This window comes from Streptomyces spiralis (assembly GCF_014654675.1).
Lineage (GTDB): Bacteria > Actinomycetota > Actinomycetes > Streptomycetales > Streptomycetaceae > Streptomyces > Streptomyces spiralis.
In genome coordinates this window covers 50213-62320 of sequence record NZ_BNBC01000024.1, presented here as the reverse complement: position 1 = coordinate 62320, position 12108 = coordinate 50213, and the positions used below count along the sequence as shown (strand labels likewise).

The window sequence follows — 12108 nt, the reverse complement described above, 5'->3', positions numbered from 1 at the left end:
GGCCCGTTGCCGCGGGGGCCCGCCGCCCGCACAGTAGGGGCATGGACCAGGCACCGGCATGCGCGCCCATCCCCACCGTCGATCTGCGCCCCTGGCTCTCCGGTGGCGCCGGGGACCGGCACAGGGTCGCGCGCACCGTCGACGAGGCGTTGCAGAGCGCAGGGTTCCTGCTGGTCGGCGGGCATGGGGTCGATGCGGGGCTGCGGGCGCGGATCCGGGCGGCGGCGCGGGCGTTCTTCGCGCTGCCGGTCTCCGTCAAGGAGCGCTACGCGGCGAAAGTCGGCGGGCGCGGCTGGCTGGGGCCTGGGGCCGAGGCCAACGGGTACGCGGAGGGCACCTGGACGCCGCCGGATCTGAAGGAGTCGCTGACGTTCGCGACACGGGAGCCGTTCGGCGACCCGGACGTGGACGCCGAGTGGTACGTGCCGAACGTGTGGCCCGCCGAGGTGCCCGAACTGCGGCCGCTGTGCGAGGAGTACCTGGACCGGATGGCCGAACTGGAGCACCACCTGCTGTCGCTGCTGGGCGCGGCCCTCGGGCTCGAAGCGGACTTCTTCACCCGGCACATGGCGCGTCCGACGTACGGGTTCAACATCAACTGGTACCCGGGGACGGAGGTCGTGGGCGCGCCCGAGCCCGGGCAGTTCCGGATCGGGCCGCACACCGACTTCGGGACGGTGACGATCCTGGACCGGCAGGCCGGCAAGGGCGGGCTTCAGGTGTTCACCGACGAGGGCGGCTGGCAGGACGCGCCCCACGACCCGGATGCCTTCACCGTGAACATCGGTGACCTGATGGCCCGGTGGACCGGCGACCGATGGCGGTCGGGGCGGCACCGGGTGCTGCCGCCGCCCGCGGACGCCCCGGCCGAGGAGCTGATGTCGCTGGTGTACTTCGGCGAGTGCACCCCGGGCACCCGGGTGGATTCGGTGCCGGCGCCGGTGGGGCGGGTGGCGTACGAGCCCGTCGACTCGCACGTCTATCTGCGGGAGAAACTGGACGCGATCGCGGTGGACTGAGGGCGGGCCCCGAGCCCGGCCTGATCGACGGGACACCCCCTAGGGCGCCAACTGTTCGATCAGCCGCTCGAATCGGGTGCGCCAGCCCGCCTCCGAGTGGTCCTCGCCCTGGAACTCGTGGGTGAAACGCAGGACACACGCCTGGTCCCCGTCCCGTTCCAGGTGGAAGCGGAGGCGGCCGCCGTCCTCCATCGTGTACTCGGCGACCCGGTCCACGTCCCACGCCGTGACCCGGCCGCCGCCCAGACCTCGCAAGGTGACCGCGCCGCCGAGCCGGGGCTCGAGTTCGTCGGCGGCGGTGAACCATCCCGCGAGCCCCTCGGGGGTGGCCAGCGCCGGCCAGACCTTTCCCATGGGCCGGGGAAGCCGCACCACGAAATGCAGCAGGTGCGTGTTCCCGTGGGTCTGGCTGGTGCCCTGTTCGATGGATCCGGTCATGACACCAGCCTGACTCCATACGGATGACGGCGCACGTGTGCCGTCGGTCCGGGAGGCCGGGAGGTCAGACGCCCGCGTACGAGTGCTTGCCGCCCACGAAGATGTTCACGCCGTAGTAGTTGAACAGCCAGCAGCCGAACGCGATCAGCGCGATGTACGCCGCCTTGCGGCCCTTCCAGCCGGCCGTCGAGCGGGCGTGCAGGTAACAGGCGTAGGCGACCCAGGTGATGAACGCCCAGGTCTCCTTGGGGTCCCAGCCCCAGTAGCGGCCCCAGGCCGATTCGGCCCAGATGGCGCCGGCGATGATCGTGAACGTCCAGAGCGGGAAGACGGCGGCGTTCACGCGGTAGGAGAACTTGTCCAGGGACGCCGAGGCGGGAAGCCGCTCCAGGACCGAGGTGGCGAAGCGGCCGGGCTTGCCGCCGTTCGCCACCTTGTTCTCGTATGAGTCCTTGAACAGGTACAGCAGCGTGCCCACCGCGCCGACGTAGAAGACCGCGCCGCACAGGATCGCGGTCGAGACGTGGATGTACAGCCAGTACGAGTGCAGGGCCGGGACCAGCTGGTCACTCGCCGTGTACAGGACGGTGACCGCGAGGCCCAGGTCGAGCAGGACCGTGGTGGTCAGGAACAGGCCGAGCCAGCGCACGTTCTTCTTCAGCGCGAGCAGACCGAGGTACACCCCGACCGCGACCGTGGAGAAGGTGATGTTGAACTCGTACATGTTGCCCCACGGCGCCCGCTCCACGGAGGCCGCGCGGGCGACGACGCCGCACAGCTCCACCAGGAAGGCGAGCACGGTGAGGGACACGGCGATCCGGCCGTACAGGTCGCCCTGCTCGTCGCCGCCGTGCGCGCCGGGACCGTCGGGCACGTCACGGGAGCCGGCCGAGGACCGTACGACCACCTTGGGCCGCTCCAGTACGGCGGTGCCCCCGGCGGACTTCACCGTCACCGCCGGGCCCCGGGCCGTGGCGGCGGCGTCGCCCTCGGCGGTCAGCGCGGCGGCCGTACGGGCCACCTTGCTGCGGCTGCCGAAGAGCCATTCGGCGATGTACGCGAAGAAGGCCAGGGTGTAGACGGCCATCGAGGAGTAGATCAGCGTGTTGCTGATGTGCGCGAGATTTTCGTTGGTGGCAGTGGCCAGCTCAGTGGCGGCGAAAGTCACCTCACCACTCCTTCGGGGGATTCGTCGGCAGCTGTCGGTCGACTGGGGCGATCTTCGGGTACGTTGCGGTCGCGTGGCAGCAGTGTGCAGCGAGAACCAAGCTCACCCTGGTGTCGCGAACCACTGGGACTATTCCACCCGGGCTGGTTTCAACCCGGCTGGTGCTGATCGCGGAAGACCTGACGGGCCGCCGGCCCTCCAGGCGGCGTGAGCCAGGAATCTCCCTCGTTCCGCGAGGGGGAGGATTCAATTGTTCTCAGCCCCTTCGGCTACGGCGCGGGCGTCGGAGCCGGACTCGCCGTCCGGCTCCGGGGCCGTGTCGGTCTGTGTCGGTGCCTTGTCGTGAACGAGGGCGGCCAGGTCGCCGATCTCCTCGGGGAGCTTCGCGGACTCGCTGCGGCCCAGGCCCGCCATCTCGACGACCGTCGCGCCGTCGGCGCCCCGCACCGCGCGGACCCAGACACGGCGGCGCTGGATGAACAGCGAGCCGGCCAGGCCGACGATGGCGGCGACGGCGCCGGTCAGCGCCCAGCCGTTGCCGGGCTGCTGGACGATCTGGAAGCCGGCCCACTCCTTGATGTCCTTGTCGAAGGTGACGGACCCGGCGCCGTTCGGCAGCTTCATGGTCTCGCCGGGCAGCAGTCGGCCCTTGAAGATGTTGCCCTTGGCGTCCTTGAAGGGCTTCAGGTTCGGGTTCTTGGTGTCCAGCTGGTAGACGTTCTGCGGGACGCCCGCGTCCACGCCCAGGTCGCCGTGGTAGGCCCCCAGCGCGAGGACCGGGAAGTCCAGGCCGGGGAACTGGGAGAACATCGAGCCCTGGCCGGCGCCCGCGAAGGTGGGCACGAAGAACGCGGCGAAGCCGAGCTGTTCGCTCTTGCCCTGCGGGTCGGTGTAGCCGTCCATGACCTTGATCGCGCCCTGCGAGGTCTCGTTGGAGTCCAGCGGCAGCAGCGGTACGGCCTGGTGGTAGACGACGTCGCCCTTGCCGTCGCGGACGGTGACGGTGGGAGCGTAGCCGTGGCTGACCAGGTAGACCTTGGCGTCGCCGATCTCCAGCGGGTGGTTGACCTTGATGACGTCGTGCCGGGCCTTGCCGTCGGCGCCCACGCTGTAATCGATCGCGGCCTGGAAGGTGCGCGCGGTGCCCTTGTTGGGGCCGTTGCGCTCGTAGGTGGCGGTGAAGTTCTTCAGGTTGAAGCTGAACGGCGCCAGGTCGTCGTCGTTGAAGAGGTTGCCCGACTTGAAGTCGTCGTACTGGGTGAGGGTGTTGGTGAAGCCGTCGCCCTCGACGACCAGCTTGTTGCCCTCGGTCTTGAACAGCTGGCCCCAGGCGAAGGCGATCAGCATCACGATCAGCGCGATGTGGAAGACCAGGTTGCCGGCCTCGCGCAGATAGCCCTTCTCGGCGGCGACCGCGTCACCTTCGACGTGTGCGCGGAAGCGCCGCTGCTTCAGGACCGTCAGCGCGGCCTCGCGGACCTCCTCGGGCGTGGCGGCGGTGCGCCAGGTGGCGTACGCGGGCAGCCGGGTCAGCCGCCTCGGCGCACCCGGCGGGCGGCTGCGCAGCTGGCCGGTGAACTGCCAGGTGCGCGGCACGATGCAGCCGATGAGCGAGACGAACAGCAGGATGTAGATCGCGGAGAACCACACCGAGCTGTAGACGTGGAACAGGCCGAGCTTGTCGTAGATCGGCGCGAGCGTCTTGTGCGCCTGCCTGAAGGTCTCGACCTTCAGCGCGTCGCTGCCGTTCTGCGGGATCAGCGAGCCCGGGATGGCGCCCAGTGAGAGCAGGAACAGCAGCAGCAGCGCGACCCGCATGGAGGTCAGCTGCCGCCAGAACCAGCGCACCCAGCCGATGATCTCCCGCCCGGTCCAGGCGAGCCGGCCGGCCAGGCCCGGGGCGCGGTTGCCGCCGAAGGAGCCGGGGACCGCGGTCTCCGTGGGCGCGGTGGACAGCTGTGAGCCGGCCGCGCCCAGGTCGTCGTCGGCGGCCCCGGGGTGCCCGGCGGCGGGGGTCTCGTCGGCGGTGGTGCCGGTGGTCGTCTTGCTCATGGATCAGATCCCCACAGTGAAGCCGGTGGACCAGGTCTGCATCTCCTGCACCAGCCGGTCCCAGGCGCCGGTGAGCAGCAGCACACCGGTCACGATCATCATCGTCCCGCCGATGCGCATCACCCAGACATAGTGGCGCTTGACCCAGCCGAAGGCGCCGAGGGCCTTGCGGAAGGCGATCGCGGTGAGCACGAACGGGATGCCGAGCCCGGCGCAGTAGGCGACGGTCAGCAGGGCACCGCGTCCGGCGCTGGCCTGGTTGGAGGAGAGGGCCACGACCGAGGCGAGGGTCGGGCCGATGCACGGGGTCCAGCCGACCCCGAACAGCGCGCCGAGCACGGGCGCGCCCACCAGCCCGGCGGCCGGGCGCTTGTGCAGGCGGAACTCACGCTGGGTCAGCCAGGGCAGCATCCCCATGAAGAACAGGCCCATGAGGATCATGAGCACGCCCAGCACCTTGGACAGGGTGCCCTTGTAGTCCTGAAGGGTCTGCCCGAAGAACCCGAACAGCGCGCCTCCGGAGACGAACACGACGGTGAAGCCGAGAACGAAGAGGGCGGCGCCGGTGGCCATCCGTCCGCGCCGGGCCTCGGCCAGGTCGGTGCCGGTGACGCCCGTCACGTACGACAGGTAACCGGGGACGAGCGGCAGGACGCACGGGGAGAAGAAGGAGACGAGCCCGCCGAGCACGGCGATGGGCAGCGCGAGCAACAGAGCTCCGCTGAACACCGTCTGGTTGGGGTCAGTGGCTGCGGCCAGTAGCACGGCGGCTCACTTCTCCGCGACGACCGGGTCGAGCATCTTGCGCAGCTTCTCCTCGCTGAGCGCCTGAAGGGCGCGGGCCGCGATCTTCCCGTCCCGGTCGACGACGATCGTGGTCGGGATGAGCTGCGGGTTCAGCGTGCCCTTCTTGAAGCGGAGCATGAGCTTGCCGCTCGGGTCGTACAGGCTCGGGAACGGCACCCCGTAGCGCTTCTCGAAGGCGAGGGCGGGCTGGGTGCTGGTGTCGCGGGTGTTGATGCCGACGAACTGCACGCCCTTGCCGGCGGTGTCCTTGGCGACCTTCACCAGGTTGGGCGCCTCGGCCCGGCAGGGCGCGCACCATGAGCCCCAGACGTTGAGGACGACGACCTTGCCCTTGTAGGAGGCGATGTCGAGCTGCTTGCCGTCGATGGTCTGGCCGGACAGATCGGGGGCGGGCTTGCGGTCGCCCTTCTTCACGGTCGCGATGCCGTCGGAGCCGGTGATGAAGTTGGTGTTGCCGGAGCCGCCGGAGGTGCCCCCGGAGCCGCACGCGGACAGGGCGAGTGCCAGGGCGGCGGTCCCGGCCGCGAGGAGGGTGGTGCGCCCGCGGACGCGGGTCGTGCGCGTGCGGTGCGGTGCGGACGTACGGTTCGCCCGGTTCGAGCACTGGGGGGCGCGGCTGACGACACTCATGTGAAAAGTTTCGCATGCCTGTTCCGGGGATCTTGCGCGCCCCCCTCGCGGGCGGAAAACCGCATTTCAGGCAGCGTTCGCGGTGCCCTTCGCGGCCCCTGACGTCCCGGAGGTCCCGGACGTCCCGGACGTCGTGGAGGCCCCGGTGTCCTTCAGGAACTCCTTCCAGCCGCCGGCCGGCCGCTGCCCGACGTCCAGGGTACGCAGCTTGGCGAGCACCTCCGGCTTCTGTACGTCCATCCAGTCGACGAACTGCCGGAAGGAGACCAGCCGGACGTCGGCGCCCTTCTCCTTCTCGCGCGCGATGTGCTTGAAGGCCTCTTCGACGGAGTCCATGTAGATCCCGCCGTTCCACTGCTCGAAGTGGTTGCCTATGAAGAACGGTGCCCGGTTTGTCTCGTATGCCCGCTGGAAGCCCTGGATGTAGGACTGGGCGGACTGCTGGCGCCAGCCGGGGTAGTTGGAGGGCGGGGCCTTGGTGGAGTTCACCGACTGGTTGGCGAGCATGTTGTAGTCCATGGAGAGGACCTCGAACCTGCGGCCGGGGAAAGGTATCTGCTGCAACGGCAGGTCCCAGATCCCGAGCCGCTTGACCGGCCACACCTGACGGCCGCCGGGCGAGGAGGCGTCGTAGCGCCAGCCGAGCTCGCGGGCGGTGGGCAGCAGGTTGTCCTGGCCGAGCAGACAGGGGGTGCGGCCGCCGACGAGCTCCTTGTCGTAGTCGAAGGGCAGGGAGGGCAGGTCGTGCCAGCCCGTGTTGGTCCGCCACTGCTTGACGAAGGACTTGGCCTGGTCGATCTCGCTCTTCCACTGCTGTGGGGTCCACCACTTGACCGAGCCGTGGGTCTCGCCGCAGAAGTGCCCGTTGAAGTGGGTGCCGATCTCGTGGCCCTCCAGCCAGGCGCGGCGGACGTTGGCGAGGGTGGCCTTGACGTGGTCGTCGTTCAGGTAGCCGATGGCGGAGGCGCCGCGCGGATTGTTCGGCGGGTCGTACATCCGCTTCTTGCTCTCCGGCAGCAGATACAGCCCGGAGAGGAAGAAGGTCATATGGGCGCCGTGCTGCTTGGCGAGGTCCAGGAAGCGCGGGAACAGGCCGTTGCCGACCTCGCCCGCCCCGTCCCAGGAGAAGATGACGAACTGCGGCGGGGTCTGACCCGGCTCCAGCGGCTCGGGCCTGGCGGGCTGATGGGGCTGCTTGCCGGTGAACGACGTCGAACCGTCACCGATCGGACGGGCCGGGGGCTCCGTGCTCCCACCCCCGTGGCCCTTGTCCCCGTGCGAACCCGCGCCCGACCCGGAACCGCCGGCGTGACCCGAGCCGTCCGAGGACTTGAGGCTGCCGCAGCCCGCCAGTCCGGCGGCGGCCGCGGTGCCCGCGCCGAGGCCGAGTATTCCCCTCCGGGAGAAGGTGCGCATGAGTTCCCCGATCCGTCCCGTCCTCTGATGTGGTCACCCACTCAGAGGGCGTGACGGACACGGTGGTTGCGCGGGAACGATATGAATTTCACAACAAATATTGGGAAATTGTCCTTATGTGACGGAACCCTTACCGCGTCCTTACGCTCCGTGCACTTCCCTCCGGCTCGCCAGGGCGGACCGCCGGGTCTACGCCCCGAAGGCCTTCCCCTGCCCCTTCACCGGCTTGGCGCCCGCGAGGAGATGAGCGGGCACCAGGTCGCGGGCGGGCTCGGTGTAGCCCACGGAGACGATCCGGTCGCCCTGGTACGTGAACGTCGTCAGCGAGGCCAGCGTGCACTGCCGCTTGCGCGGGTCGTGCCACAGCCGCCGCCGCTCGACGTAGGAGCGCACGATCCAGATCGGCAGCTGGTGGCTGACGACCACCGCCTCATGGCCGCGCGCGGCGTCCTTGGCCGCGTTCAGCGCGCCCATCATCCGCACGACCTGGTCGACGTACGGCTCTCCCCAGGACGGCTTGAACGGGTTGACCACGTGCTTCCAGTTCGCCGGCCGGCGCAGCGCGCCGTCGCCGATCCCGAAGGTCTTGCCCTGGAAGACGTTCGCCGCCTCGATCAGCCGCTCGTCGGTGGCGAGGTCGAGCCCGTGCGCCTTGGCGATCGGCGTGGCCGTCTCCTGCGCCCGCTCCAGCGGGGAGGCGACGACGTACGTCACATCGCGGGGGGCGAGGTGCTCGGCGACCCGCTCGGCCATCTGCCGCCCGAGGTCGGAGAGGTGGTAGCCGGGCAGCCGCCCGTACAGGACCCCGGTCGGGTTCTCCACCTCGCCGTGGCGCATGAGGTGGACGACGGTGATGTCGTCCTTGCCGTTCTTCTCCGGCGTCTCGCTCATGCCGTCGCCTCCGCCGCCGCCCGGGCCGCCGCCGGAAGGGCGTCGGCGATCCGCTGCAGTGCCTGCTCGTCGTGCGCGGTGGAGACGAACCAGGACTCGAAGGACGAGGGCGGCAGGTAGACGCCGTTCGCCAGCATCGCGTGGAAGAAGGCGGTGAAGCGGTACGACTCCTGGGCCTTGGCGTCCTCGTAGTCGCGCACCGGGCGGTCGGTGAAGAACACCGAGAACATGTTGGAGGCGTTCTGCAGGGTGTGCGCCACACCCTCCTTGGTCAGCGCCTCGGACACCATGGCCTGGATCTGCTGCGAGACGGCGTTCACCTTGGCGTACGCGGCCTCGTCGAGCAGGCGCAGCTGGGCCAGGCCGGCGGCGGTGGCGACCGGGTTCCCCGACAGGGTGCCGGCCTGGTAGACGGGCCCGGCGGGCGCGAGGTGCGCCATGACGTCAGCACGCCCGCCGAAGGCGGCGGCGGGGAATCCGCCGCCCATCACCTTTCCGAAGGTCATCAGGTCGGGCTCGACCCCGTCGACGCCGTACCAGCCGGCGCGGCTGGTACGGAACCCGGTCATGACCTCGTCGGAGATGTACAGCGCGCCGTTCTCGCGGCACAGGTCCTTCAGCCCCTGGTTGAACCCGGGCAGCGGCGGCACGACGCCCATGTTGCCGGGCGAGGCCTCGGTGATCACACAGGCGATCTCGCCCGGGTGGGCGGCGAAGGCCGCGCGCACCGCGTCGAGGTCGTTGTACGGCAGCACGATCGTGTCGCCGGCCTGGGCGCCGGTGACACCCGGCGTGTCGGGCAGCGCGAAGGTGGCGACCCCGGACCCGGCCGCGGCGAGCAGCGAGTCGACGTGCCCGTGATAGCACCCGGCGAACTTGATCACCTTGGTCCGCCGAGTGAAGCCGCGGGCGAGCCGGATCGCGGACATTGTGGCCTCGGTCCCGCTGGAGACGAGCCTGACCTGCTCCAGCGGTCCGACCCTGCCCACCATCTCCTCGGCGAGCGCGACCTCGCCCTCACCGGGCGTGCCGAAGGACGTACCGCGCGCGACCGCCTCCTGCACGGCGGCGATCACCTCGGGCCGTCCGTGCCCGAGGATCATCGGCCCCCAGGAGCAGACGAGGTCGACGTACTCCCGCCCGTCGGCGTCCTTCAGATACGGCCCGCTGCCGGACACCATGAACCGGGGCGTACCGCCCACGGCGCGGAAGGCACGCACCGGCGAGTTCACGCCGCCGGGCGTGACGGCCGCCGCACGATCGAACAGCGCCTGCGAGGCGGGGGCTTCGTATGGATATGGCAGTTCGCTCATGGCCTGCGGCTTCTCCGATTTCTCGGGTTTCTCGGGGTTCACGGGGTTTCACACGGGGTTTTCGCGGAATCCGGTGGGCAGTGACCTGTTCAGGGTAGGCCAGCGGGGGCGGAGCACCGGGCGGTGGTGGTGCCGGCCGACACGCCGGGACGGAGTCCGCGGAAGATCCACGCGCCCGAAGAAGCGGATTCGCCCCCGCCCATCTGAGAAACTGGGCTCCTCGTACGTATGGACAGGACGAAGGTCGTGTCGAGGGCCGCGAGGATCCTCGGAGCTCCCGCGGGCAGATGTTTCGGCGCACGTTTCGGCGTGCGGCCGTGGGGGAGGTCACTGACACGATGATCGGGTTGCGCGGCGGGGGCCACGCGTCCTAGAAAAGCAGTCGGGTGGAGATATGCATCGCGGTGGCGGACTGGGCGAGGGGACTGATGACCTGGGTCCTCGACGTGCCCGGCGGGGAAGGCACCGGCGCGCCGCGGAGCAGGCGGCCGAAGCACGTCAGGCACAGGGTGCACCGAGTGAGCCCGAGCGACCGGACCGGCGGATCGACGACCGGACGGACCGCCGGGTCGACAGCCTTCGGGCGGGGAGCAGGAATGGTGGTCGGGTGGGGGTGACGTACAAGTACTTCGGCGCGCCGGACGGTGCGACCGCGGCCCGCGTCCCGATCTCGATGCGCCCCGAGGAACTCGGCGGTGACGAGCTCGGCATGAACGGCATGTTCACCAAGATCAAGCCGGAGACCATGGCCGCGATGGTACTGACCGGCATCGAGGGCGTCCCCCTGCACAAGGTGCCGCCGCTCGAACTGGTCGTCCTGCACCCCGACTACGCCGTCGTCAAGCTCCCCATGACCGTCGTCGACCCCCTCCGCGACATCGGCGAGGAAGCGGTCGGCGCGGCCGCCTTCATCTGGTCCACGGTCCCCGACCGCGGCGGCCCGAGAGACGCGTTCAACGTGTACCAGCTGCTCCACGAATGGCAGGACTTCTCGCACCGGCTGCACGAGGCGGGGCACCAGCCGTACTGCCTGGTGTGGCCCTGAGCTGGGGTTTCGTGGGGTTTGGGCGGGGTCTTCGGGCCTCACCGTAGCGGTGGCGGACCCGGGACTTGAGGTGAGAAGCCGGGCTTCGCCGAGCGCCGCCCCGCCCCGGAGGACCGCCGAAGTCGCATCGTCGTCCTCACCGAGGACGGTCGGGCGGTTCTGCGCGGCACGGACCAGGCGGGTCAGCGGGTGACAGACGAACTGCTCACCCGGCTCGCTCCCGCCGAGCGGGATCGCTGCACACCCTCCTGCTGCGCGCCACGGAGAACCGAATTGCCTGACCGCCTCGGCCGTCGTGCATCACGCCCATGGCCGCAGACCCCGCGTCCGAGCGACTGCCGCACGCGCGTGTCATGGCGGACGCGTCCCTCGTAGGGTGTCCGCGTGACCGGTCCAGTCCCCCGCCCCCAGTCCCTTCTGCTCAGCTTCCTCGGTGACGAGGTGCTGGGCCGCGGGGTGTGCGTGTACACGGGCAGCGTCATCGAGGTGTTCCGGCGCGCCGGAGTCGGAGAGCAGGCCACCCGGTCCACGCTCACCCGCATGGTCGGCCGGGGCCTGCTGAGCCGTCGGCGCCAGGGCCGGCGGACCTACGTCGGCCTCACCGGCCGCTCCGAGGCGATCCTGCGCGACGGCGAGCGGCGCATCTGGAAGACGGGTGCGGTCAACCGGGACTGGGACGGCACCTGGACGCTGCTCGGCTTCTCGCTCCCGGAGTCGTGGCAGCGCCAGCGGCACGATCTGCGCTCCCAATTGACCTGGGCGGGCTTCGGTGCGCTGTTCAGCGGGCTGTGGATCGCGCCGGGCGAGGTCGACGTCTCCGGGATCGTCGCCGAACTGGGCCTCAAAGCACATGTGAAGGTCTTCCGGGCCCATGCGGACGCCGGCATGGACATCGCCGAGATGATCGACGACACCTGGGACCTGCCCGAACTGGCCGCCCACTACCGGGACTTCGAGGCGACCTGGCGGCCGTACGCGTCGGGTCGCGGGGACCTGGTCGCCGAGGACGCCCTCGCGCTGCGCCTCCGGCTGACCGCCGAGTGGCTCCAGGTCATCCGCGCCGATCCCCGGTTGCCCGTACGGCACCTGCCCGCGGACTGGCCGGCGGCCGCGGCGGAGAAGACGTTCCGCACGCTTCACGCCCTGCTGGAAGCGCCTGCCCGGGACGCGGCGCGGCGGGTGATCGAGACGATTCCGGCGGCGTAACGCCTGTCGCGCCTCCCGCAGGTCCTGTCAGCCGCGATTTTGTGCATTCTATTGACGGCCGCAAGAAAGCAGCCCTACATTCCTCCACACCTTCGTTCAGTGCACTGAGCATCTGCCAGGTCT

Annotated in this window: 11 protein-coding genes and 1 pseudogene; 4 read left to right on the top strand and 8 right to left on the bottom strand. The window is 70.1% G+C overall.

The genetic code is table 11. From position 1 onward, the window contains the following. The first annotated feature begins 41 nt into the window (after nt 1–41). Nucleotides 42–1019, top strand: coding sequence for an isopenicillin N synthase family dioxygenase (locus IE318_RS23975; RefSeq protein WP_189903574.1), 978 nt, complete (start codon nt 42–44; stop codon nt 1017–1019). 39 nt (nt 1020–1058) lie between these two features. Here the strand turns inward: IE318_RS23975 and IE318_RS23970 are convergent, their stop codons facing one another. From IE318_RS23970 to hemL, 8 genes are all read right to left on the bottom strand, one after another. Next, complete coding sequence (locus IE318_RS23970) at nt 1059–1457, bottom strand: SRPBCC domain-containing protein (RefSeq protein WP_189903572.1); 399 nt, start codon at nt 1455–1457, stop codon at nt 1059–1061. Nucleotides 1458–1521: 64 nt separating this feature from the next. Beyond that, nucleotides 1522–2625: a c-type cytochrome biogenesis protein CcsB gene (ccsB, locus tag IE318_RS23965; protein WP_189903570.1), complete on the bottom strand. Its 1104-nt coding sequence runs from the start codon at nt 2623–2625 to the stop codon at nt 1522–1524. Nucleotides 2626–2871: 246 nt separating this feature from the next. Continuing rightward, nucleotides 2872–4677, bottom strand: a complete 1806-nt coding sequence (gene resB, locus IE318_RS23960) for a cytochrome c biogenesis protein ResB (RefSeq protein WP_189903568.1) — start codon at nt 4675–4677, stop codon at nt 2872–2874. Nucleotides 4678–4680: 3 nt separating this feature from the next. Further along, nucleotides 4681–5442, bottom strand: coding sequence for a cytochrome c biogenesis CcdA family protein (locus IE318_RS23955; protein WP_189903566.1), 762 nt, complete (start codon nt 5440–5442; stop codon nt 4681–4683). Between the two features lie 6 nt (nt 5443–5448). Then, the gene (locus IE318_RS23950; protein WP_189903564.1) at nt 5449–6114 is read right to left on the bottom strand and encodes a TlpA family protein disulfide reductase; all 666 of its coding nucleotides are present in this window, start codon (nt 6112–6114) and stop codon (nt 5449–5451) included. 66 nt (nt 6115–6180) lie between these two features. Continuing rightward, on the bottom strand, nt 6181–7530 hold the full coding sequence (locus tag IE318_RS23945) for a polysaccharide deacetylase family protein (RefSeq protein WP_189903562.1): 1350 nt from the start codon (nt 7528–7530) through the stop codon (nt 6181–6183). Between the two features lie 189 nt (nt 7531–7719). Beyond that, nucleotides 7720–8421: a histidine phosphatase family protein gene (locus IE318_RS23940; protein ID WP_030174242.1), complete on the bottom strand. Its 702-nt coding sequence runs from the start codon at nt 8419–8421 to the stop codon at nt 7720–7722. Then, nucleotides 8418–9734: a glutamate-1-semialdehyde 2,1-aminomutase gene (hemL, locus tag IE318_RS23935; RefSeq protein ID WP_189903560.1), complete on the bottom strand. Its 1317-nt coding sequence runs from the start codon at nt 9732–9734 to the stop codon at nt 8418–8420. The genes IE318_RS23940 and hemL overlap by 4 nt, the downstream gene beginning before the upstream one ends. A gap of 607 nt (nt 9735–10341) precedes the next feature. On the opposite strand from hemL, the gene IE318_RS23930 reads away from it, so the two are divergent. The 3 genes and pseudogenes from IE318_RS23930 (at nt 10342) to IE318_RS23925 (ending at nt 11985) form a co-directional block, all read left to right on the top strand. Beyond that, nucleotides 10342–10779, top strand: coding sequence for a hypothetical protein (locus tag IE318_RS23930; RefSeq protein ID WP_010353923.1), 438 nt, complete (start codon nt 10342–10344; stop codon nt 10777–10779). Nucleotides 10780–10851: 72 nt separating this feature from the next. Then, a pseudogene (locus IE318_RS45160) lies at nt 10852–11060 on the top strand (MarR family winged helix-turn-helix transcriptional regulator); the annotation flags it as partial. 103 nt (nt 11061–11163) lie between these two features. Further along, the gene (locus IE318_RS23925) at nt 11164–11985 is read left to right on the top strand and encodes a PaaX family transcriptional regulator (RefSeq protein ID WP_189903558.1); all 822 of its coding nucleotides are present in this window, start codon (nt 11164–11166) and stop codon (nt 11983–11985) included. Nucleotides 11986–12108 lie beyond the last annotated feature (123 nt).